The organism is Achromobacter sp. UMC71 (genome assembly GCF_014170305.1).
Lineage (GTDB): Bacteria > Pseudomonadota > Gammaproteobacteria > Burkholderiales > Burkholderiaceae_B > Achromobacter.
On the sequence record NZ_LZZT01000018.1, the window covers coordinates 100869 to 123993 of the forward strand.

The 23125-nt window shown below is 65.4% G+C and carries 21 protein-coding genes; 18 read left to right on the top strand and 3 right to left on the bottom strand.

Translation table 11 applies throughout. The features are described 5' to 3' along the window. The first annotated feature begins 376 nt into the window (after positions 1 to 376). The 15 genes from gyrA (at position 377) to cysM (ending at position 17112) form a co-directional block, all read left to right on the top strand. Entirely contained in the window at positions 377 to 3034 is a 2658-nt protein-coding gene (gene gyrA / locus A9974_RS09670) for a DNA gyrase subunit A (RefSeq protein ID WP_183003883.1), read from the top strand. Further along, complete coding sequence (serC, locus tag A9974_RS09675; RefSeq protein WP_183003884.1) at positions 3034 to 4164, top strand: 3-phosphoserine/phosphohydroxythreonine transaminase; 1131 nt, start codon at positions 3034 to 3036, stop codon at positions 4162 to 4164. Before gyrA ends, serC begins: the two co-directional genes overlap by 1 nt. Then, positions 4157 to 5242 (top strand): prephenate dehydratase, encoded by a 1086-nt coding sequence (gene pheA, locus A9974_RS09680; protein ID WP_183003885.1) that lies wholly within the window; start codon positions 4157 to 4159, stop codon positions 5240 to 5242. Before serC ends, pheA begins: the two co-directional genes overlap by 8 nt. Before the next feature lie 7 nt (positions 5243 to 5249). Continuing rightward, positions 5250 to 6371, top strand: coding sequence for a histidinol-phosphate transaminase (hisC, locus tag A9974_RS09685; protein WP_183003886.1), 1122 nt, complete (start codon positions 5250 to 5252; stop codon positions 6369 to 6371). Beyond that, the gene (locus tag A9974_RS09690) at positions 6368 to 7270 is read left to right on the top strand and encodes a prephenate dehydrogenase/arogenate dehydrogenase family protein (protein WP_183003887.1); all 903 of its coding nucleotides are present in this window, start codon (positions 6368 to 6370) and stop codon (positions 7268 to 7270) included. Before hisC ends, A9974_RS09690 begins: the two co-directional genes overlap by 4 nt. A gap of 5 nt (positions 7271 to 7275) precedes the next feature. Beyond that, positions 7276 to 8598 carry a 3-phosphoshikimate 1-carboxyvinyltransferase gene (gene aroA / locus A9974_RS09695; protein ID WP_183003888.1) on the top strand — a complete coding sequence of 441 codons (1323 nt, stop codon included), beginning with the start codon at positions 7276 to 7278 and terminating at the stop codon, positions 8596 to 8598. 42 nt (positions 8599 to 8640) lie between these two features. Further along, positions 8641 to 9321, top strand: a complete 681-nt coding sequence (gene cmk, locus A9974_RS09700; RefSeq protein WP_183004136.1) for a (d)CMP kinase — start codon at positions 8641 to 8643, stop codon at positions 9319 to 9321. Between the two features lie 257 nt (positions 9322 to 9578). After that, a complete protein-coding gene (rpsA, locus tag A9974_RS09705; RefSeq protein ID WP_025140166.1) occupies positions 9579 to 11291 on the top strand; it encodes a 30S ribosomal protein S1 in 1713 nt (570 codons plus the stop codon). Positions 11292 to 11294: 3 nt separating this feature from the next. Continuing rightward, a complete protein-coding gene (locus tag A9974_RS09710) occupies positions 11295 to 11654 on the top strand; it encodes an integration host factor subunit beta (RefSeq protein ID WP_049072346.1) in 360 nt (119 codons plus the stop codon). A gap of 146 nt (positions 11655 to 11800) precedes the next feature. Continuing rightward, the gene (locus A9974_RS09715; RefSeq protein WP_183003889.1) at positions 11801 to 12115 is read left to right on the top strand and encodes a lipopolysaccharide assembly protein LapA domain-containing protein; all 315 of its coding nucleotides are present in this window, start codon (positions 11801 to 11803) and stop codon (positions 12113 to 12115) included. Positions 12116 to 12175: 60 nt separating this feature from the next. Next, positions 12176 to 13393, top strand: coding sequence for a lipopolysaccharide assembly protein LapB (lapB, locus tag A9974_RS09720; RefSeq protein WP_183003890.1), 1218 nt, complete (start codon positions 12176 to 12178; stop codon positions 13391 to 13393). Then, positions 13390 to 14331, top strand: a complete 942-nt coding sequence (gene rfaE1 / locus A9974_RS09725; protein ID WP_183003891.1) for a D-glycero-beta-D-manno-heptose-7-phosphate kinase — start codon at positions 13390 to 13392, stop codon at positions 14329 to 14331. The genes lapB and rfaE1 overlap by 4 nt, the downstream gene beginning before the upstream one ends. Next, entirely contained in the window at positions 14328 to 15317 is a 990-nt protein-coding gene (gene rfaD, locus A9974_RS09730; protein WP_183003892.1) for an ADP-glyceromanno-heptose 6-epimerase, read from the top strand. The genes rfaE1 and rfaD overlap by 4 nt, the downstream gene beginning before the upstream one ends. 239 nt (positions 15318 to 15556) lie before the next feature. Further along, positions 15557 to 16093: a helix-hairpin-helix domain-containing protein gene (locus tag A9974_RS09735; RefSeq protein WP_183003893.1), complete on the top strand. Its 537-nt coding sequence runs from the start codon at positions 15557 to 15559 to the stop codon at positions 16091 to 16093. A gap of 110 nt (positions 16094 to 16203) precedes the next feature. Next, entirely contained in the window at positions 16204 to 17112 is a 909-nt protein-coding gene (gene cysM / locus A9974_RS09740) for a cysteine synthase CysM (RefSeq protein ID WP_183003894.1), read from the top strand. Positions 17113 to 17223: 111 nt separating this feature from the next. Here cysM and A9974_RS09745 read toward each other — a convergent pair whose 3' ends face one another. Next, entirely contained in the window at positions 17224 to 18204 is a 981-nt protein-coding gene (locus A9974_RS09745; protein WP_183003895.1) for a tripartite tricarboxylate transporter substrate binding protein, read from the bottom strand. After that, positions 18201 to 18977: an IclR family transcriptional regulator gene (locus A9974_RS09750; RefSeq protein WP_183003896.1), complete on the bottom strand. Its 777-nt coding sequence runs from the start codon at positions 18975 to 18977 to the stop codon at positions 18201 to 18203. Before A9974_RS09750 ends, A9974_RS09745 begins: the two co-directional genes overlap by 4 nt. Before the next feature lie 67 nt (positions 18978 to 19044). Between A9974_RS09750 and A9974_RS09755 the strand changes: the two genes are divergently transcribed. Further along, positions 19045 to 20094 (top strand): cyclase family protein, encoded by a 1050-nt coding sequence (locus A9974_RS09755; RefSeq protein ID WP_183003897.1) that lies wholly within the window; start codon positions 19045 to 19047, stop codon positions 20092 to 20094. 119 nt (positions 20095 to 20213) lie between these two features. Here A9974_RS09755 and mltB read toward each other — a convergent pair whose 3' ends face one another. Next, positions 20214 to 21368: a lytic murein transglycosylase B gene (mltB, locus tag A9974_RS09760; protein WP_183003898.1), complete on the bottom strand. Its 1155-nt coding sequence runs from the start codon at positions 21366 to 21368 to the stop codon at positions 20214 to 20216. 10 nt (positions 21369 to 21378) lie between these two features. Between mltB and A9974_RS09765 the strand changes: the two genes are divergently transcribed. Together A9974_RS09765 and A9974_RS09770 are read left to right on the top strand one after the other, a co-directional pair. Beyond that, positions 21379 to 22302 (top strand): histone deacetylase family protein, encoded by a 924-nt coding sequence (locus A9974_RS09765; protein WP_183004137.1) that lies wholly within the window; start codon positions 21379 to 21381, stop codon positions 22300 to 22302. A gap of 72 nt (positions 22303 to 22374) precedes the next feature. Next, a complete protein-coding gene (locus tag A9974_RS09770) occupies positions 22375 to 23124 on the top strand; it encodes an electron transfer flavoprotein subunit beta/FixA family protein (RefSeq protein WP_183003899.1) in 750 nt (249 codons plus the stop codon). Position 23125: the final 1 nt, after the last annotated feature.

Here is a 23125-nt window from a genome sequence, read left to right on the forward strand (position 1 = left end):
GCAGCGAACCCCCGCCGCATATCAGGAAAACGGGGCCAGTATAGCAACGCCAAGAGCTGGTTCAAAGGAATAGCTACTGGGTTTCCTGCGTGCTGGAAACAATCTTAAGGCATTTGGGGGGCTTTGGCTTCCCTGGAGAGGCGCATTGACGCTGGATATGACGTTTTCGGCGCTCCATCGGTTTTGCCTGTTGGTTTTTGGCAACAGGGTGCCCGGGCGTTGGCGGGCGTGCCGCCGCCGCCCGCCGCCGACATCCGGTCCGAGGTCCGCGCGGGCCATGGGGGCAGCGCCCTTCGGGCCGTGATCCAAATCGAATGATAGAATTTCCTGTTTACCCGGCCCGGGTTCCTCCTTACACGATTCTGTCGTTATATATATGGATTCCTTTGCCAAGGAGACGCTTCCGGTATCGCTGGAAGAAGAGATGCGCCGCAGTTACCTCGATTACGCGATGAGCGTGATCGTTGGGCGGGCGCTACCGGATGTGCGGGACGGGCTCAAGCCTGTCCACCGGCGCGTGCTCTACGCGATGCACGAGTTGAACAACGACTGGAACCGCGCCTATAAAAAGTCCGCGCGTATCGTCGGGGACGTCATCGGTAAGTACCACCCCCACGGCGACCAGTCCGTCTACGACACCATCGTCCGCATGGCGCAGGATTTCTCCATGCGCTACATGCTGGTCGACGGCCAGGGCAACTTCGGCTCCATCGACGGCGACAACGCTGCGGCGATGCGGTATACCGAAATCCGCCTGGCCAAGATCGCCCACGAACTGCTGGCCGACATCGACCAGGAGACGGTGGACTTCGGCCCCAACTACGACGGCAGCGAGCAAGAACCGCTGCTGCTGCCTTCGCGCCTGCCCAATCTGCTGGTCAACGGCAGCTCGGGCATTGCCGTGGGCATGGCCACCAACATTCCGCCCCACAACCTCCAGGAAGTGGTCGACGGCTGCCTTTACTGCCTGCGCAATCCGGCTTGCACGGTCGATGAACTCATGGAGATCATCCCGGCGCCTGACTTCCCCACGGGCGGCATCATCTACGGCATGTCCGGCGTGCGCGAAGGCTATCGCACGGGCCGCGGCCGCGTCATCATGCGCGCCAAGACCCACTTCGAGGACATGGAAAAGGGCAACCGCCAGGCCATCGTGGTCGACGCGATTCCCTACCAGGTCAACAAGAAGACGTTGCAGGAACGCATCGCCGAGCTGGTCAACGACAAGAAGATCGAAGGCATCTCCGACATCCGCGACGAATCGGACAAGGACGGCATGCGCCTGGTCATCGAGCTCAAGCGCGGCGAGGTGCCCGAGGTTGTCCTGAACAACCTCTACAAGAATACGCAGCTGCAGGACACCTTCGGGATGAACCTGGTGGCGCTGGTCGACGGCCAGCCCCGCCTGCTCAACCTGAAGCAGATGATCGATTACTTCCTGCAGCATCGCCGCGAAGTGGTGACGCGCCGTACGGTGTTCCAGCTGCGCAAGGCCCGCGAACGCGGCCATGTGCTGGAAGGCCTGGCCGTGGCGCTGGCCAATATCGACGACTTCATCGCCATCATCAAAGCGGCGCCGACGCCCCCCGTCGCGCGCCAGGAACTGATGGCCAAGTCGTGGGATTCGTCGCTGGTGCGCGAAATGCTGTCGCGCGCCGACGGCGACACGCCGGGAGGCCGTGCTGCCTTCCGTCCCGAGGACCTGGGCGTGGAATTCGGCCTGCAAGGCGACGGCATGTACCGCCTGAGCGACACGCAGGCTCAGGAAATCCTGAATATGCGCCTGCAGCGCCTGACCGGCCTGGAGCAGGACAAGATCGTCGGCGAATACAAGGACGTCATGTCCACCATCGCCGACCTGCTGGACATCCTGGCCCGTCCCGAGCGCATCACGACGATCATCGGCGAAGAACTGCAGGCCATCAAGGCCGAATTCTCGACCAGCGCCAAAGATTCGCGCCGCTCGGACATCGAGCTGAACGCGACTGAACTCGACACCGAAGACCTGATCACGCCCACCGACATGGTCGTGACGCTGTCGCATGGCGGCTACATCAAGAGCCAGCCCTTGTCCGAATACCGCTCGCAAAAGCGCGGCGGCCGCGGCAAGCAGGCGACCGCGATGAAGGAAAACGACTGGATCGACCAGCTGTTCATCGCTAACACGCACGACTTCCTGCTGTGCTTCTCCAACCGCGGCCGCGTCTACTGGCTGAAGGTCTGGGAAGTGCCGCAAGGCACGCGCAATTCGCGTGGCAAGCCGATCGTCAACATGTTCCCGCTGGCTGACGGCGAGAAGATCACGGTGGTGCTGCCGGTCAAGGAATTCAGCGAAGACCACTACGTCTTCATGGCGACCTCGCGTGGCACGGTCAAGAAGACCCCGTTGTCCGACTTCTCCAACCCGCGCAAGGCCGGCATCATCGCTGTCGACCTGGACGACGGCGACTACCTGATCGGCGCCGACCTCACCGACGGCAAGCACGACGTCATGCTGTTCTCGGACTCCGGCAAGGCCGTGCGTTTCGACGAAAACGACGTGCGTCCGATGGGCCGCAATGCCCGCGGCGTACGCGGCATGATGCTCGAAGACACGCAGAACGTCATCGCGCTGCTGGTTGCTGGCGACGAAACCCAGACCGTGCTGACCGCCACCGAAAATGGTTATGGCAAGCGCACCCCGATTGGCGAGTACACGCGCCATGGCCGTGGCACCAAGGGCATGATCGCCATCCAGACCAGCTCGCGCAACGGCAAGGTCGTCGGCGCCGTGCTGGTCATGCCTTCGGATGAAATCATGCTGATCACCACGGGCGGCGTGCTGGTTCGCACCCGGGTCGCGGAAATCCGCGAAATGGGCCGTGCCACCCAGGGCGTCACCCTCATCAACGTCGACGACGGCAGCACGCTGTCCGGCGTGCGCCGTGTCGTGGAAAGCGATGCGGACGACGATGGCGAGGACCTGGAAGATGGCCAGGAAGACGGCGGCGACGACGCCGGTGCAGCAGATTCGACGGAACCTACGGAGCAATAATGGCCCGCCCCTGGAACTTCTCGGCTGGCCCCTCGGCCTTGCCCGAGGTGGTGCTGCAGCAAGCCGCTGCAGAAATGCTGGACTGGCACGGCAGCGGCATGTCCGTGATGGAAATGAGCCATCGCGGCAAGCACTTCGTGCAGATCTGCGACGAGGCCGAAAATGATCTGCGCGATCTGCTCGGCCTGTCGCCGGACTATGCCGTGATGTTCATGCAGGGCGGCGGTTCCGGTGAAAACGCCATTGTTCCGATGAATCTCATGGGCCGGCGCGGCGCACCCAAGGCCGACTTCGTCGTGACGGGCCATTGGTCCTCGCGTTCGTACAAGGAAGCCGGCCGCTACGGCGACACCCACGTCGCCGCCACCAGCGGCCAGGCCACCCAGCTGGACGGACGCGAACAAGCGCCGTTCAGCTGGGTGCCGCCGGTCGACACCTGGAAGGTGCGTCCCGAATCGGCCTACCTGCACCTGTGCAGCAACGAGACCATCGGCGGCGTCGAGTTCATGGACTGGCCCGACACGGCCGCGCTTGGCGCGCCCGATGTGCCGCTGGTCGTCGACGCGTCGTCGCATTTCCTATCGCGTCCTATGGACGTGAGCCGCTGCGGCATGATGTACGCGGGCGCCCAGAAAAACGCGGGTCCGGCCGGCGTCACCATGGTCATCGCCCGCCGCGACCTGATCGGCCACGCGCTGCCGATCTGCCCGTCGGCGTTCGATTACGCCAACGTCGCCGCGGATCACTCGCGCTACAACACGCCCCCCACCTTCGCGATCTACATCGCCGGATTGGTGTTCAAGTGGGTCAAGGCCAACGGCGGCGTCGCGGGCATGGAAGCGGCCAATCGGGCCAAGGCTGACTTGCTGTACGGCTACCTGGACAGCACCAGTTTCTACCGCAACCCGATCCACGCGCCGGTGCGTTCGCGCATGAACGTGCCGTTCGTGCTGCGCGACGAGTCGCTCAACGACGCCTTCCTGCAAGGCGCCGACGCGGCCGGCCTGACCCAGCTCAAGGGCCACAAGAGCGTGGGCGGCATGCGCGCCTCGATCTATAACGCGGTGCCGCTGGCTGGCGTGGCCGCGCTGGTTGAATACCTGAAGGAATTCGAGCGCCGTTATGGATGACGATCTGCAGCGCAAGCTGCGCCCCTTGCGCGACCGCATCGACGCGCTCGATGCTCAAATCCTGGATCTCCTGTCGCAGCGCGCCCGCGCCGCGCAGGAAGTGGGCGAAGCCAAGCACGCGGCGCATGCCGACGGCCCGGTGCTGCGTCCCGAGCGCGAAGCCGAAGTGATCCGGCGCTTGCAGCAACTGAACCCCGGCCCGTTTCCGGCCGCGGGCGTGGCTTCCGTCTGGACTGAAATCATCTCGGCCTGTCGTGGCCTCGAGCGCGGCATGACCGTCGCCTACCTGGGGCCGCAAGGCTCGTTTTCCGAGCAGGCCGCGCTGGAGCATTTCGGCCACGCGGTGCAGAAGCTGCCGTGCGTGTCGTTCGATGAAGTCTTCCGCGCTGTCGAGGCCGGGCAGGCTGACGTCGGCATGGTGCCGGTCGAGAACTCCACCGAAGGCGCGGTCAACCGCAGCCTGGACCTGCTGCTCAACACCCCGCTGCGGATCCTGGGCGAGCGTTCGCTGGTGATCCGCCATTGCCTGATGTCGCAGTCGGGCAATATGGACGGCATCAAGACGATTTCCGCGCACCCGCAGGCGCTGGCGCAGTGCCAGGGCTGGCTGACGCGCAATTATCCCGACCTGGAACGCGTGGCCGCGGCCAGCAATTCCGAAGCCGCGCGCGTCGCGGCAGCCGATCCGACCATTGCCGCGATCGCCGGTGAAGTGGCCGCGCCAGCCTGGAACCTGCAGGTTGTCAGCGCCGGCATCCAGGACGATCCGCACAACCGCACGCGTTTCCTGGCTATCGGCAACATCGAGCCGCTGGTCAGCGGCAAGGACAAGACCAGCCTGATTCTGGCCGTGCCCAACCGTGCTGGCGCGGTCTACGAAATGCTGGCGCCGCTGGCAGCCAACGGCGTGTCCATGACGCGCTTCGAGTCGCGGCCGGCACGTACCGGCGAGTGGGAATATTATTTCTACGTCGATGTCCTCGGGCATCGCAATGATCCGAATGTCGCGCTCGCGCTGGATACCCTGCGGGCGCAGGTTGCCTACCTGAAAGTGCTGGGTTCCTACCCGGCGCCGTGAGCCTTCCATGACCAACACCACCAAGCCCCTCGCCGCTCCCGCGCACGTCAGCGCCATCGCGCCTTACCAGGCGGGCAAGCCCATCGAAGAACTGGCCCGTGAGTTCGGGCTGGATCCGGCCGGCATCGTCAAGCTGGCGTCCAACGAAAACCCGCTGGGCATGCCCCAGTCGGCGCGCGCGGCCATGCTGGCCGCGGCCGAATCGCTGGCTCGCTACCCGGATCCCAACGGCTTCGACCTGAAGGCCGCGCTGGCCAAGCGCTACGACGTGCCGATGAACTGGATCACGTTGGGCAACGGCTCCAACGACATCCTGGAAATCGCCGCGCTGGCGCTGCTGGAGCCGGGCGCTTCGGCGGTCTACGCGCAGCATTCGTTCGCCGTCTACCGCCTGGCGACCCAGGCCCGCGGCGCGCGCCACATCGTGGTGCCCGCGCAAGACTACGGCCATGACCTGGACGCCATGTTCGAGGCCATCGCCGACGACACGCGCCTGCTGTTCATCGCCAATCCGAACAACCCCACCGGCACTTTCGTGCCGGGCGACAAGGTGGCGGCGTTCCTGGAGCGCGTCCACGCCGTGCACGGCGACCGCGTCACGGTGGTGCTGGACGAGGCCTACAACGAATACCTGGATCCGGAGCACCGCTTCGACAGTACCGCGCTGGTGCGCCGCTATCCCAACCTGATCGTTTCGCGCACGTTCTCCAAGGCCTACGGCCTGGCGGGCCTGCGAGTGGGCTTCGCGGTGGCGCAGCCAGCCCTGACCGACCTGCTCAATCGCGTGCGCCAGCCGTTCAACGTCAACACCTTGGCGCAAGCCGCCGCCGTGGCCGCATTGAGTGATGCCGCCTATCTGGAAGAGGCCTACACGTCCAACAAGGCCGGCAAGGCGCAGCTGTGCGCGGCGTTCGACCAGCTCAAGCTGCGCTATGTGCCTAGCTACGGCAACTTCGTGCTGGTGCATGTGGGCGATGCCCCGCGTATCAACCTGGCGCTGCTCAAGCGCGGCGTCATCGTGCGCCCGGTGGCCGGCGACGGCCTGCCCGAATGGCTGCGCGTGTCTATCGGCCTGCCGCAAGAGAACGCCCGCTTCATCGATGCGCTGACCGCTATCCTGTCCGAATGAACGGCGCTTCCTCTACGCCAGATCAGGGGGCCGCTGGCCCCCTGATTCCTGTGCTGGCCGTGGTGGGCGTCGGGCTGATCGGCGGATCCTTCGCCGCGGCCTTGCGCCGGGCTGGGCAGGTGGGGCGGGTGCTGGGAGTAGGGCGCAATGCGCAATCCCTGGCACGCGCCGTTGAACTCGGCCTGATCGACGAAGCCGTCAGCGCCGAAACGGCCGCCGCCCGCGCCGACCTGATTTTCCTGGCCACGCCGGTGGGCGGCCTGCAGGACGTGCTGGCGCGCATGCTGCCGCATCTGCCGGACACCACGGTGCTGACCGACGGCGGCAGCACCAAGGCCGAAGTCGTGGCGGCTGCAAGGACGGCGCTGGGGGATCGCATCGGTCAGTTCGTACCCGGCCATCCCATCGCCGGCGCCGAACGCACCGGGCCAGAGGCGGCCGACTCCGCGCTGTACCGCGGCCGTTGCGTCATTCTCACGCCGCAAGCCGAAAATGCCGCTTCGGCCGTCGCGCTCGTGCGCGCTGCCTGGCAGGCCTGCGGCGCCGAGGTGATCGACATGGACGCCGGCGCGCACGACCGTGTGCTGGCGTCGGTCAGCCACTTGCCGCATTTGCTGTCGGCCGTCTATATGGAGCAGGTGGCGACCGCCGCCGATGCCGCGACGCGGCTGGCGCTGGCAGGCAGCGGCTTTCGTGATTTCACCCGCATCGCGGCAGGCTCGCCCGAGATGTGGCGCGATATTTTTCTGTCCAACCGCGACGCCATGCTGACCGAACTGGCGGCCGTGCGCGCGGTGCTGGATCGCGCCGAGCGCGCGATTGGCGAGGGTGATGGCGCGGCCTTGCTGGCGCTGTTGGATACCGCGGCGCAGGCGCGTCGCAATTGGCGCAAGGAGTAGCTGAAATGGGCGCGTTGCCTTTCCTGGATCTGCCGCGCGTGCGGCGTGCGCAGGGCGTCATGGCCCTGCCTGGTTCCAAGAGCATTTCCAACCGGGTGTTGCTGCTGGCGGCGATTGCCGACGGCGGCACCACGATCACCGGCTTGCTGGATTCCGACGATACCCGCGTGATGCTGGCCGCGCTGCGCCAGTTGGGCGTGCAAGTGTCCGAGCTGAACGAAGGGCAGGTCACCGTGCAGGGCGTCAGCCGCTTTCCGGTGGACGCTGCGGACCTGTTCATGGGCAACGCCGGCACCGCGATCCGGCCGCTGACGGCCGCGCTGGCGCTGATGGGCGGCGATTATCGCCTGTCGGGCGTGGCGCGCATGCACGAGCGTCCCATCGGCGACCTGGTGGATGCGCTGACGGCGCTGGGCGCGCGCATTGATTACCTGGGGCAGCCCGGCTATCCGCCGTTGCGCATCGGCCGCGGCCAGATCGCCGCGCCGGCGGTGACCCAGGTGCAGGGCTCCGTCTCCAGCCAGTTCCTGACTGCCTTGCTGCTGGCCGCGCCGCTGCAGGCGGGCCAGAGCGGCCAGCCCGTCGTCATCGAAGTGACCGGCGAGCTGATCTCCAAGCCCTATATCGAGATCACCCTGAACCTGATGGCGCGCTTCGGCGTAACGGTGCGGCGTGACGGCTGGAGCCGCTTCACTGTCGAAGGCGGCGCACGCTACCGCAGCCCGGGCAAGATTGCCGTGGAAGGCGATGCGTCGACGGCTTCGTATTTCCTGGCGCTGGGCGCGATCGGCGGCGGTCCGCTGCGGGTGACGGGTGTGGACGCCGACAGCATCCAGGGCGATGTGAGGTTCGCCGACACACTGGCGGCCATGGGGGCCTCGGTGACCTATGGCGACGGCTGGATCGAGGTGACCGGCGTGCAGGTGGCCGAGGGCGGGCGCCTGAAGGCCTTCGACACCGACTTCAACCTGATCCCCGACGCGGCGATGACTGCGGCGGCGCTGGCCCTGTACGCCGACGGCCCGTGCCGCCTGCGCAACATCGGCAGCTGGCGCGTCAAGGAAACCGACCGTATCCACGCCATGCAGACCGAGCTGGAAAAGCTGGGTGCGCAAGTGGAATCGGGGCCGGATTGGCTGCGCGTGACGCCGCCGGCGCAAGGCGCCTGGCGCGACGCCCATATCGGCACCTGGGACGACCACCGCATGGCAATGTGCTTTTCACTGGCCGCTTTCGGCCCGGCGGCGGTGCGTATTCTGGATCCAGGGTGCGTCAGCAAGACTTTCCCGGGTTACTTTGATATTTATGCGAACCTGGTGTCGGCGTAACGCACCCGGGTTTGCTCATGGGCCGCGGCCCCTTTCTTGTACATGACTTCGACAGATTCAACCGTGACCTCCACCGCTCCGGTCATCACCATTGACGGCCCCACTGCGTCGGGCAAGGGCACCGTCGCCCACCGTGTCGCCAAAGCGTTGGGCTGGGCGGTGCTGGACAGCGGTGCGCTCTACCGGCTGACGGCCCTGGCCGCGCTCAAGCGCGGTGTGGACGCCGCCGACGAGCCTGCGGTGGCGCGCGTGGCCGAGACGCTGGACGTGCGTTTTGACGGCCCTCATGTCTACCTCCAGGGTGCCGATGTCGGCCACGAGATCCGGCGCGAGGAAGTCGGCAATTTCGCTTCCCGCGTGGCCGCTTTCCCTGGCGTGCGCCAGGCCTTGCTCGAGCGTCAACGCGCGTTTCGCCTGCCGCCGGGGCTGGTGGCCGACGGCCGCGACATGGGTACGGTGGTGTTCCCCGATGCGTCCCTGAAAGTGTTCCTGGTGGCCGACGTGGTCGCCCGGGCCGAGCGGCGGCGTAAGCAGTTGATCGAAAAGGGAATTTCTGCTAATCTTGATGACCTTCTGCGAGACATGCGTGAGCGGGATGCCCGAGACACGCAGCGCGCCACGGCGCCTTTGGCTCCTGCAGCAGATGCGCGAGTGCTGGATTCGTCAGATCTGACGATTGCGGAAACCGTGCAAGCAATACTGGATTTCTGGCAAAGCGCTTAGTTTTTTAAAGCCCGAGCTTTTAAAGCCCGTTTATTTTCAAAGCCCGTTTCTTAGGAACCCCGTTCTTGAAAATGGTGCTTGGCGCCCCGTCCGAGATCTTCTGATTTTTTCTTATAGGCCCTGCGCTCGCCAGGCGACACCCCCACGGGACACCCCGCAAGGGCAAACCGGCAGGCAGGTATTTTGACTCCACTGTGGCGGGCAATCCGCTGCGGTGTGTTCTTAACGGCCATTTCGGCCCAATGGATTTCAACCCCATGTCTTCCGTTTCCACTACCGCCGCCGGCGGCGAAAGCTTCGCCGACCTTTTCGCACAAAGCCTCAAGAGCCAGGACATGAAGTCCGGCGAGGTCATCAGCGCCGAAGTCGTGCGCGTCGACCATAATTTCGTCGTCGTCAACGCCGGCCTGAAGTCCGAAGCGCTGATCCCCCTGGAAGAGTTCCTGAATGACCAGGGCGAGCTCGAAGTGCAACCCGGCGATTTCGTCTCGGTGGCCATCGATTCCCTGGAAAACGGCTACGGCGACACGATCCTGTCGCGTGACCGCGCCAAGCGCCTGTCGGCCTGGCTGCAACTGGAAAAGGCCCTGGAAAACGGCGAGCTGGTTACCGGCACCATCACCGGCAAGGTGAAGGGCGGCCTGACCGTCATGACCAACGGCATCCGCGCGTTCCTGCCGGGTTCGCTGGTGGATCTGCGTCCGGTCAAGGACACCACCCCGTACGAAGGCAAGACCCTCGAATTCAAGGTCATCAAGCTCGACCGCAAGCGCAACAACGTCGTGCTGTCGCGTCGCCAGGTGCTGGAAGCCAGCATGGGCGAAGAGCGTCAAAAGCTGCTCGAAACCCTGCACGAAGGTGCCGTGGTCAAGGGCGTGGTCAAGAACATCACCGACTACGGCGCGTTCGTGGACCTGGGCGGTATCGACGGCCTGCTGCACATCACCGACATGGCCTGGCGCCGTGTGCGTCACCCCTCCGAAGTCCTGCAAGTGGGTCAGGAAGTCGAAGCCAAGGTCCTCAAGTTCGACCAGGAAAAGAGCCGCGTCTCGCTGGGCGTCAAGCAACTGGGCGAAGATCCGTGGGTGGGTCTGGCTCGTCGCTACCCGCAAGGCACCCGCCTGTTCGGCAAGGTCACGAACCTCACCGACTACGGCGCGTTCGTTGAAGTCGAAGCCGGCATCGAAGGCCTGGTGCACGTCTCCGAAATGGACTGGACCAACAAGAACGTCGATCCGCGCAAGGTCGTGACCCTGGGCGAAGAAGTCGAAGTCATGGTCCTGGAAATCGACGAAGACCGTCGTCGTATCTCGCTGGGCATGAAGCAGTGCCGTCAGAACCCGTGGGAAGAGTTCGCCACCAACTTCAAGCGTGGTGACAAGGTCCGCGGCGCCATCAAGTCGATCACCGACTTCGGCGTGTTCGTCGGCCTGCCCGGCGGCATCGATGGCCTGGTTCACCTGTCCGACCTGTCGTGGACGGAAACCGGCGAAGAAGCCGTGCGCAACTTCAAGAAGGGCGACGAGATCGAAGCCGTGGTTCTGGGCATCGATACCGACAAGGAACGCATCTCGCTGGGCATCAAGCAGCTGGAAGGCGACCCCTTCAACAACTTCGTTGCCACGTTCGACAAGGGCGCCGTGGTTCCGGGCACCATCAAGTCGGTCGAAGCCAAGGGCGCCGTCGTGACGCTGTCCGTGGACGTCGAAGGCTACCTGCGCGCTTCCGAGATCTCCTCGGGCCGCGTCGAAGATGCCACCACCGTCCTGAACGCCGGCGAAAACATCGAAGCCATGATCGTCAACATCGACCGCAAGACGCGTTCGATCCAGCTGTCGATCAAGGCCCGTGACAACGCCGAAACCGCCGAAACGATCCAGCGCATGTCCGACGCCAGCGCTTCGTCCGGTACCACCAACCTCGGCGCGCTGCTGAAGGCCAAGCTGGACCAACAGCGCAACGACGGTTAATTCGTGACCAAGTCGGAGCTGATCGCCGCCTTGGCGGCCCGCTATCCTCAGCTGGCCGCCCGCGACACCGATTACGCGGTCAAGACCGTGCTCGACGCAATGACCCAGGCCCTGGCCTCGGGTCAGCGCATCGAGATCCGCGGTTTTGGCAGCTTCTCGCTGTCGCAGCGGTCTCCCCGCATTGGCCGCAATCCGAAGTCCGGCGAACAAGTGCTGGTGCCTGGTAAACAGGTGCCACACTTCAAGGCGGGCAAGGAATTGCGCGAGCGGGTGGACTTGGTCGGCGGCAATGACGAGGACGCTCAATCCTCTGGATCGAGTGAACCGATGCCGTCCATGGCGAGTCTTCACGCCATGCATTGACAGCACGGACAGCAAGGCTGCCTTCGGGCAGATCGGACCGCGAACAACGCCCCTTGAGCAATCAAGGGGCTTTGTTTTTTGGGGCCTCCCTTGAGTAGTGGAGGTCGCTTACAATTGACCCTCTTGAATACTTAGGAGCATGCGTCATGCGCTACCTTGTCTGGGCCCTGCGATTGCTCGTGTTCGTGGCGGTATTGATGTTCGCGCTGAAGAACACCGATCCCGTCGCCGTGAAGTTCTACGCCGATTATGTCGTGCAGGATGTGCCGCTGATCGTCGTCATGCTGGTGGTCTTCGTGGTGGGCGCCCTGTTCGGCTTGCTCCTGACCGTGCCCGCCGCCATGCGCCGCCGCCGCGAAGCGATTCGCCTGCGCCGCGAACTCGACCGCGTCCAGGCTGCCGTCAACGGCACCCCGCCGGTCGTGCCGCCGGAAGCCGTCGCCCCGATGTCGCCGCTGTAATGGCGCCGCGCCGTCGGCAAGCCCTTATTCCCGTATTGAATTACCGCAAGAGCCCGCACAGTGGATTTTGAACCTTGGTGGTTGATATTCGTGCCGGTGTTGTTCGCGCTTGGCTGGCTGGCCGCGCGCTTCGACATCCGGCAGATGCTCCGGGAAACCCGCAGCCTGCCCGATTCGTATTTCCGGGGCCTGAACTTCCTGCTTAACGAGCAGCCCGACCGCGCCATCGATGCGTTCGTCGAAGTGGCCAAGCTCGATCCCGAAACCACCGAGCTGCACTTCGCGCTCGGCAGCCTGTTCCGCCGCCGCGGCGAAATGGAACGCGCCATCCGGGTGCACCAGAGCCTGCTGAACCGTTCCGACCTGCCGGCGGCCGAACGCGAGCATGCCCAGCATGAATTGGCGCAGGATTTTCTCAAGGCCGGCATGCTGGACCGTGCCGAAAGCGGGTTCGAGCAGCTCAAGGACACCCGCTACGCCTTACCCGCGTTGCGCTCGCTGATCCGCATCTTCGAATCGGAACACGATTGGCCGCGCGCCATCGAGGCCGTCAAGACGCTGCATGGCCTGGTCGACGAGCCGGTGCCGCAGATCGTGCATTACTACTGCGAGCAGGCCGCTACGGCACTGGCGGCCAAGCCGCCCAATGTCGACGCCGCCCATACCGCGCTGGACGCCGCCGACCATGCCTTGTCGACCGCCGATGCCGGCATGTCGAGCAAGGGGGCGATGGTGCGCACCGCGATGCTGCGCGCACGCCTGGCCTTGCTTGAACAAGACCCCAAGCGCGAGCGGTTGTACCTGGAGTCGGTCATGACCGACGCGCCCGAGTACGCCGGACTGGTGGCCGAGCAGTTGCTCGCCAACTACCGCACCGCGGGCCAGGCCCAGGCCGGCCTGGAATTGCTGCAACGGCAGTACGCGCGGCATGCCTCGCTCGACCTGTTCAATGTCGTATTCCGTGAATTGCGCGTGCAGCAAGGATCCGCGCCGGCCTGGGCGTTTGCCCGCGGCGCCTTGCGCAGCCATCCTTCGCTGCTGGGCCTGGACCGCCTGCTCGAGGCCGAACTCGCCAATGGCGAAGGCGCCGCCGAGCAAGGCCCCGTGCCCGGCGCCGACCTCACGCTGCTGCGCAGCCTGATCCACAAGCATACGCAACGTCTGGACCGCTACGCGTGCCGGAGCTGCGGTTTTCAAGCGCGCCGCTTCTATTGGCAATGCCCCGGCTGCAATGCCTGGGAGACCTACGCGCCGCGCCGTCTGGAAGAACTTGAATGAAGCCATTTCCCGCCGAATCCATTTCACATAGCCGCGTGCTCGTGGTGGGCGACGTCATGCTGGACCGCTATTGGTTCGGCGAGGTGGAACGCATTTCGCCGGAAGCGCCGGTCCCGGTGGTGCGCGTGGCGCGCCGCGAAGACCGTCTGGGCGGCGCGGCCAACGTGGCGCGCAACGTCGCGGCGCTGGGCGGCCACGTCACCCTGGTGGGGGTGCTGGGCGAAGACGAAGCCGGCGATAGCGTGCGCCGCCTGTCGGCCGAAGCTGGCATCCAGGCCGACCTGCTCACCGACCGCAGCCTGCACACTACCCTGAAAATGCGCGTGCTGGGCCGCCAGCAGCAGCTGTTGCGGGTGGATTTCGAGCAGCACCCGGCCCAGGAAGCGCTGGACGGCATCGATGCCGCCCTGGCGCGCCATCTGGCCAACCACGACATCGTGGTGCTGTCGGATTACGCCAAGGGTGTGCTGGCGCGGGTCGAATCGCTGATCGGGCTGGCGCGCGGCGCCGGCATCCCGGTGCTGGTCGACCCCAAGGGCGACGACTACTCGCGCTACCGCGGTGCGACGCTGGTCACCCCCAATCGTTCCGAAATGCAGCAGGCCGTGGGCCGCTGGAATTCCGAAGCCGAACTTACCGGTCGGGCGCAGCGTTTGCGCGCCGATCTGGACCTGGAAGCCTTGCTCGTGACGCGTTCCGAGCAGGGCATGACTTTGTTTACCGACACGGGCCGCGAACATATCGACGCGCAGGCGCATGAGGTGTTCGACGTATCCGGCGCGGGCGATACCGTGCTGGCCACGCTGGCCGTCTCGCGCGCCATCGGCTTGCCCTGGGTGGATGCCATGGGCTGGGCCAACCGGGCCGGCGGCATCGCCGTGGGCAAGCTGGGCACGTCCGTCGTCACCGCCGCCGAATTGGCAGGAGAACTCTCATGATCGTCGTAACCGGAGCCGCGGGCTTCATTGGCAGCAACCTGGTGCGGGGCCTGAACCGCCGCGGCATCCAGGACATCATCGCGGTGGACGACCTGACCGAAGGCGACAAGTTCGTCAATCTGGTCGACTGCAAGATCGCCGACTACATGGACAAGGACGACTTCCGCCGCCGTGTCGCCGACGGCAGCCTGCCGGAAATCCGCGCGGTGCTGCACCAGGGCGCGTGCTCGGACACCACCGAGCGCAACGGCCGTTACATGCTCGACAACAACTACCGCGTCACGCTTGAGCTGTTCGAGTTCTGCCAGGCGCGCCGCATCCCGTTCCTGTATGCCTCGTCGGCTGCCGTCTACGGCGGTTCGTCGGTCTACGTCGAAGACCCGGCCAACGAAGGGCCGCTGAACGTCTACGGCTATTCCAAGCTGCTGTTCGACCAGGTGCTGCGCACCCGCATGGATAGCCTGACCGCGCAGGTCGTGGGCCTGCGCTATTTCAACGTCTATGGCCCGCATGAGCAGCACAAGGGGCGCATGGCGTCGGTGGCATTCCACAACATGAACCAGTTCCTGGAACACGGCCACGTACGCCTGTTCGCGGGCTGGGACGGCTACGTGGACGGCGGCCAGAGCCGTGACTTCATCTCGGTCGAAGACGTGGTGGCCGTGAACCTGCATTTCCTGGACCATCCGGAACAGTCTGGCATCTTCAATTGCGGCACGGGCCGCGCGCAGCCGTTCAACGACGTCGCCGCGGCGGTCGTGAACACCCTGCGCGCCGAGCGCGGCGAAGCGCAACTGACGCTGGCCCAACTGGTCGAACTGGACCTGATCCGCTACATCCCGTTCCCCGACGACCTGAAGGGCCGCTACCAGAGTTATACCCAGGCCGACGTAAGCCAACTGCGCGCAGCCGGCTTTGCCGCCCCCATGCGCGACGTGCAGACCGGCGTGGCCGAGTACGTGCGCTACTGGCGCGCCCGCAAGTAAGGCGGCGGCGCATCCGCCGGCAACAGCGGGCTTCGGTGGACGGGCGGCGCAAGATCCACCGCGGCAATCCACCGGCCCTTATCTGAAAAGCCACCGCTTGCCGGTGGTTTTTTTTCGCCCTTGCTGGTTGCCGAGGTGGATCGATCCGTTCACTGCGCATGCTTGCGCCGGGCCCAGCGGGCAATGATCAGGTCGTGGCGGAACAGCCGTTGCGCCGCGCCTTACCTGGAGACCTGATCATGAATCCCTTTTTGCATTCCACGCTAGCCGGTCACCTGTCCGCCGCGCCCTGGCGCCGGCTGCGCCGGCAGGCCGCCACGCGCGGCGGGCGGCGCGCGTGGCGCCAAGCGCTGGGCGTGGCGTTGCTGGCGGCCGGCATGGCACATGCGCCGGCGCAGGCGCTGGACGTCAACGGCGCCACCACGCAGCAGCTGGAGGGCATCCGCGGCATCGGCCCCCGCACGGCGGAAACCATCGTGCGCGAACGCGATCGGGCCGGTAAATTCGATTCGCTGCAGGACCTGGCCGAACGGGTGCGCGGCATCAGCCAGAAAAAGGCCGAGGCGCTGGAAGCTGCCGGGTTGACGGTAGGGGCCGGCGGGTCTGCACCCAAAGCCGGGCCGGCTCCCAGTGGCGGAACAGGGGCCGCCGGCACAAAGGCGGCGGCACCTGCGCAGGGCGACGCCAAGGCGGCCGTACCCGGCGCGGGCGCGGCCAAGGCGGGCGCTTCGCGACAGGCGAGCAAGCCTGCTTCGACGGCCCGGCCGCGGCCCTGATTTTTGACGAGGCGCTGGGAATGGGGCCGGCTCGCCGGTCCGGTCTGAACCCCTGGCGCGAGCGCGGCTTTTGGCCGTGCCTGGCACCGGGGAGAGTTATGATCGGCAGCATGACTACTACCTATCCCACCATCGAGCAAACCGTCGGCAACACGCCGCTGGTGCGCCTGCAGCGCATTCCCGGAGCCGCGGGCGCCGCGCGGGGCAACGTCATCCTGGCCAAGCTGGAAGGCAACAACCCCGCGGGGTCGGTGAAAGACCGCCCGGCGCTCTCCATGATCAAGCATGCCGAAGCGCGTGGCGACATCAAGCCCGGCGATACGCTGATCGAAGCCACTAGCGGTAACACGGGCATCGCGCTGGCCATGGCGGCCGCCATGCGCGGCTACCGCATGATCCTGATCATGCCCGACAACCTGTCGGTGGAACGCCGCGCGGCCATGGCGGCCTACGGCGCCGAGTTGATCCTGACGCCGGCCGACAAGGGCGGCATGGAATACGCGCGCGACCTGGCCACCGAAATGCAGGCCGATGGCCGCGGCGTGGTGCTGGATCAGTTCGCCAACCCCGACAATCCGCGTGCGCACATCGAAACCACCGGCCCTGAAATCTGGAACCAGACCGATGGCCGTGTCACGCACTTCGTCAGCGCCATGGGCACGACCGGCACGATCATGGGGGTCTCGACCTACCTGAAGTCGCGCAACCCGGCGGTGCAGGTGGTGGGCGCGCAGCCAGCCGAAGGCTCGTCCATTCCCGGCATCCGCAAGTGGCCGGAAGCCTACTTGCCCAAGATCTTCGATCGCAGCCGCGTGGATGCCTACGAATCCATCGAGCAGGCCGAGGCCGAGGTCATGGCGCGCCGCCTGGCCTCGGAAGAGGGCATCTTCGGCGGCATTTCCTCGGCCGGCGCCCTGGTCGCAGCCTTGCGCGTGGCCGAGCGTGTCAATGACGCGACCATCGTGTTCATCGTTTGCGATCGCGGCGACCGCTACCTGTCCACGGGCGTCTTCAACTGATTGCACCCATGGGGCCGCCATGTGATGCGGCTTCCAAAAAAACGCCCCGCGAACCGGAGATGATCCGGTTGGCGGGGCGTTTGCGTTCAGGCCGCGGCAGGCCCCTGGCGCTTATTCGGGCTGGATGTTGGCGTCTTTCATGACCTTGATCCAGCGCGCGCTTTCGGCCAGGTTGAAGGCTTCGGCTTCCTGGTAGCTCATGCTGCTGGGCAGGGTGCCTTGCGATTTCAGCGCTTCGACCACCTTGGGCGATTGCGACGCTTCGATCATGGCCTTGTTCAGCTTGGCGATGACGGGCTCGGGCGTGTCCTTGGGCACCCACATGCCGTACCAGGTGACGATGTCAAAACCCGGCAGGCCGTTTTCGGCGATGGTGGGCACGTCGGGCAGTTCGGCCAGGCGGGTCTTGGTGGTGACGGCCAGCGGGCGCACCTTGCCGCTCTGGATCAGGGGGAGGGCGGGAGCCAGCGGCGCGTACATGAGGTCGACGTGGCCGCCGGCCACGTCCGTCAGGGCCGGGCTGCTGCCGCGGTAGCCCACGTGCGAGATCGACGCCTTGGTGGTGGTGTTGATCAGCTCGCCGGCCAGGTGCGGCAGGGTTGCCACGCCGGGCGAGGCGAAGCTCAGCGTGCCAGGCTGGGCCTTGGCCTGGGCGATCAGTTCGCCGAAAGTCTTGAATTTCGAGTCGGGCGGAACCACGGCCACCATGGGCACCGTGCCCAGCACGCCGACCATGCGGAAGTCCTTGATCGGATCGAAGGTCAGGCTCTTGAACTGTGCGGGGTAGATGCCCTGCACGGACGGGTTCATCAGCACCGTGTAGCCGTCGGCGGGGGCGCGAGCCACCTGGGCGGCGCCAATGGTGCCGCTGGCGCCGGGTCGGCTTTCGATCACCAGCGGGTGGCCCAGGATTTCTCCCATGCGCACCGCGATCACCCGGCCCACCACGTCGGTCGGGCCGCCAGCGGCCCACGGCATGATCACGCGGATCGGCTTGTCGGGATAGGCGTCCTGCGCCTGCGCGGCGGCCAGGGGCAGGGCTCCGATGGCGATCGCCGAGCATGCCGCGGCGAGCAAACTGCGCTTGTTCATCTGCTGTCTTCTCCTACAAAGGTTAGGTTGGCCGAGGGCAGGGCGGCGAGCAGCAGCCCCTTGACCTCTTCCAGTTGTTTTCCAGTGGCGGCTTCGTTTTTCTGCATGCGCCCCAAGGGGCCGGCCACCACGATGGCGAAGGGTTGCTCATAGGCTCGAAAGCCCAGCGAAATGGACATCACGTCTTCGACGTTCTCGCCGATGGAGCGTTGCCAGCCGCGCTGGATCCCGGCTTGCAGGTCGCGCTCGAACGCGGTCTGGCTGGTGAGCGTGGTCTCGGTATAGCGGGTGAATCCGGTGTAGGTCTTGAACCATTTCTGGCGTTCGTCTTCGGTCAGCACCGAGAGCAGGGCCTTGCCGGAGCTGGTGGCGTGCGCCGCCTTGAAGCCGCCTGGCTGGTGCGAGAACCGGATGGTCTGCTTGGATTCGGCCACGATCAGGTATACGACCTTGTCCTCGGCCAGCTTGGCCAGGAGCGCGGTCTCGCCGGTGATGTCGCGCACGCGCGCCAGCACGGGCTCGATCACCGCATTCAGGGGATCGCTGCGACAGATCAGCGTGGCGACATGGATCAGCTTCTGGGTCGGGTAGTAGCCGTGCTTCTTGCCGATTTCATAGAGATAGCCGCGCGCCACCATGGTCTTGAGCAGGCCATGGCAGCTGGACAGTGGAATTTCCATCTGGGCGGCGATTTCGCTGTACAGCAGCGGCTTCTGCGCCTCGGCGAAGAGGTTCAGGACATCGAGGACCCGGGCGGCTGTTTTCACATCCATGATGATATTATCCTATATGTGATAAATTTATGTCAATTCGCAGTTAATCGCCAAGGAGTTGCGACGCATGAGATGGAAGAATCGTCCCGAGGGATCGAATTGGGGGGACTTCGGCCCTGATGACCAACGAGGTTGCCTGAATTACATCACTACCGCGAACGTGATGAAGGCGATCCAGGAGGTCCGCGAGGGACTGAGCTTCTGTTTGTCGCTGCCCCTGGATTATCCCGGGGGCAATGGCGTCAATGTGCGGCGCCTGCCGCCCAAGTTGCGGCCCACCGAGAGGGATGGCGACCAATACCTGAACTTCCCGTTGGGGCGGTTGCGTCCGGGCTGCGTCGACGTGCTGAGCGACGACGTGGTCGAGATGAGCCTGCAGTATTCGACGCAATGGGATTCGCTGGCGCACGTGGGCGCGCTGTTCGATGCCAATGGCGATGGCCTGCCCGAGCGCGTCTATTACAACGGCTACCGGCCCAATGAACACGTGATCGGTCCGGTGGACTATGACGTGGACAACGGTTTCGCCAAGACCGATCTGGGCCTGGGCGGCGCGTCCAACGCCAAGAAGCTGGACATCACCCATCTGGCTGAATCCTGCCTGCAGAGCCGTGGCGTGATGGTCGACCTGGCCAGGCACTATGGCCGCGAGCAGAAGGCGGTGGGCTACGACGACCTGATGCGCATCCTGGAAACGGACCGGATCGAGATCGAGCAGGGCGATATCGTGCTGTTCCATACCGAGTTCGGCGATGCGTTGCTGGAAAAGAACCGCGAGCCCGACCCGCACACGCTGCACGAGATCTGCGCAGGCCTGGACGGCAGCGACGAAAAGCTGCTGCAGTGGATCACTGATTCGAAAGTGGCCGCCATGGCGTCGGACAACCATGCGCTGGAGATCTACCCCACGCAAAAGCCCAACGCGTGCTGCGCGGCGCTGCCGCTGCATCATCATTGCATCTTCAAACTGGGCATGCCGATCGGCGAGATGTGGTACCTGGGCGGGCTGGCCCGCTGGCTGACCGCCAACGGCCGCAGCCGGTTCCTCTTGACCGCGCCGCCGCTGAACCTGCCCGGTGCGGTGGGCTCGCCCGCCACGCCGGTGGCCACCGTGTGATGGCCGCGGGCAGGGCGGCAATGCGGTAGTGTCAGGCCGTCAGCTGTGCGGAACAGCAGCCAGGCAAGCGGGGCGCCGGGACTTTCCCGCCGCTCCGCTTGTCTTTGCGTCTGGTGCCGTCAACGGGCGACCCGCGCCTCGATCTCGCTGGCCAGGTCGGCCACCGCGGTGGCATAGAAGTAGCTGCGGTTGTACTTGGTCAGCGCGAAGAAGTTGGGCGTGCCGACCCGGTACTGCGCGGTGCCGCGGGCTTCTTCCACCAGGTCCACGATGCCCATCGGCTGGCTGCTCCAGCCGGCGCTCGAGGCGCCCGGCTGCAGCCGGGCGCCGGCCGCGGTCAGGGAGTTCCAGGTCTGCTTGGGCTCCAGGCCGCCGTCGACCAGGGCGGTGGGATCCGCCGGCAACGCCACCGGCGCAAACACCGGCAGGCCGCGCTGCCAGCCGTGCTGGGACAGGAAGCTGCCGACCGACATGATCGCGTCGCGGGTGTTGTTGGTCAGATCGATATGGCCGCTGTCGTCGCCATCCACCGCGTAGTGCTTGATGCTGGTGGGCATGAACTGCGGCATGCCGATGGCGCCCGCGTACGAGCCGCGGGTTTCGAGGTCCAGCTTGCCGTTCATCACCAGCGTCAGGAAATCCGCCAATTGGCTGCGGAACATGGTGGCGCGTTCGGGCTTGGCGGGATCTGGATAGTCGAAGGCCAGCGTGGCCAGCGCGTCCAGCACCCGGAAATTGCCCATATTGCGGCCATACAGCGTTTCAACGCCGATGATGGACGCAATGATCGGGGCCGGCACGCCAAAGCGTTGCGCCGCCTGGTTGAGCTGGTCGCGGTGCTCGTTGTAGAACTCCACCCCCCAGCCGATGCGCTTGGGTTCGACGAAGCGCGAGCGGTAGGTGAGCCAGCTGCGCCAGATTTTCTTGCCAGGGGGCGAAGGGGCGATCAGGCGCGCCACCGTGGCGTTGTAGCGCGAGCTTTCCAGCGCCGAGACCATGGGCTTGAGCGGCAGATTGCGCTCGGCAGCCAGCGATTCCGCGAATGTCCGTACCTCGGGCCGCAAGGCGCCACTGGGCGTCAGGGTGGCCGGGCCGTCATCCGCCTGTTCGGGGCCGGGCGTCGGCGCGCTGGGCCCGATGCGGATGGGGGCGGTGCCTGTGGCCGCCGGCGGTTGGGCGGCGGACGTGTTTTGGGCGGTGGGAGCGGTGGTGGAGCAGCCGGCCAAGAGGGCCGACAGGGTGCCGAGTTGCAGTAATCGCCGACAGATGAACATAATCTTCCTTATGGAGACCATGTATCTTACCCACCCGGCATGCCGCTTGCATGAAATGGGCAGTTGGCATCCGGAGAGCCCGCAGAGGCTGGACGCCATTTCCGACCAGTTGCTCGCCAGCGGCCTGATGCCTTATCTGGATGACCGGCAGGCGCCTCAGGCGTCCCGCCACGACCTGCTGCGCGTCCACACTGTCCAGTACCTGGACAGTCTGCGTGAACATACGCCGGACCACGGGTATTACCCGATAGATCCCGACACCCTCATGAATCCGCATACCTACGAAGCCGCGTTGCATGCGGCCGGCGCGGGCGTGGCGGCGGTCGATGCGGTGATGGGCGGCGAGGCCCGCACGGCGTTCTGCGCGGTGCGTCCCCCCGGGCATCACGCCTGCCGCTCGCAGGCCATGGGGTTCTGCTTTCTGAACAACGTGGCCATCGCGGCCCGCCATGCCCTGGATTTTCACGGGCTGTCGCGAGTCGCCATCGTCGACTTCGACGTGCACCATGGCAACGGCACCGAGGACGTCTTCGCGGGCGACGACCGGGTGCTGATGTGCAGCTTCTTCCAGCATCCGTTCTTTCCCAACAGCGGGGCCGAGCATCCGGCAGCCAACATGCTGAACGTGCCGGTGGCGGCCTACACGACGGGCGCCGCCGTGCGCCCCATCGTCACCGATACGTGGCTGCCCCGGCTCGAGGCGCACCGCCCTGAACTCATCTTGATATCAGCCGGCTTCGATGCCCATCGCGAGGACGATATGGGGCAAATGGGGCTGGTGGAGGCCGACTATGCCTGGATCACCGAGCAGCTCGTGGACGTGGCCGAACGCCACTGCCAGGGCCGGATCGTCAGCACGCTCGAGGGCGGTTACAACCTGTCCGCCCTGGGCCGCAGCGTCGTGGCGCATATACGGGCGCTGGCGAAGCTGTAGAATCAGGAAAAAATTGTGCAATGCGATCCCGGCGCATCGCCGGGTAATTAATTTCCATTTGGAGGCAGCGGGATGAAGGTGTTGGTACCTGTCAAGCGCGTCGTTGACTACAACGTCAAGGTGCGCGTCAAGTCTGATCAGACTGGCGTGGATATCGCCAATGTGAAGATGTCCATGAACCCCTTTGACGAAATCGCCGTCGAAGAAGCGACCCGCCTGAAGGAAAAGGGCGCCGTGGCTGAAGTCGTGGCGGTTTCTTGCGGCGTTGCGCAATGCCAGGAAACCCTGCGCACCGCCATGGCAATCGGCGCCGACCGCGGCGTGCTGGTCCAGACCGATGCCGAACTGCAGCCCCTGGCCGTGGCCAAACTGCTCAAGGCCCTGGTCGATAAGGAGCAGCCGCAATTGGTGATCCTGGGCAAGCAAGCCATCGACGACGACGCCAACCAGACCGGCCAGATGCTGGCCGCCCTGCTGGACTGGCCGCAAGCCACGTTCGCCAGCAAGGTCGAGCTGGCCGACGGCAAAGTCACGGTGACGCGCGAAGTGGACGGTGGCCTGGAAACCCTGACGCTCAAGCTGCCCGCCATCATCACCACCGACCTGCGCCTGAACGAGCCGCGCTACGTCACGCTGCCCAACATCATGAAGGCCAAGAAAAAGCAGCTTGACACCGTCACGCCGCAAGACCTGGGCGTGGACCCGGCGCCGCGTCTGAAGACGCTCAAGGTCAGCGAGCCGCCCGCTCGCAAGGCCGGCATCAAGGTGGCCGATGTCGCGGCCCTGGTGGACAAACTCAAGAACGAAGCGAAGGTGGTCTGAG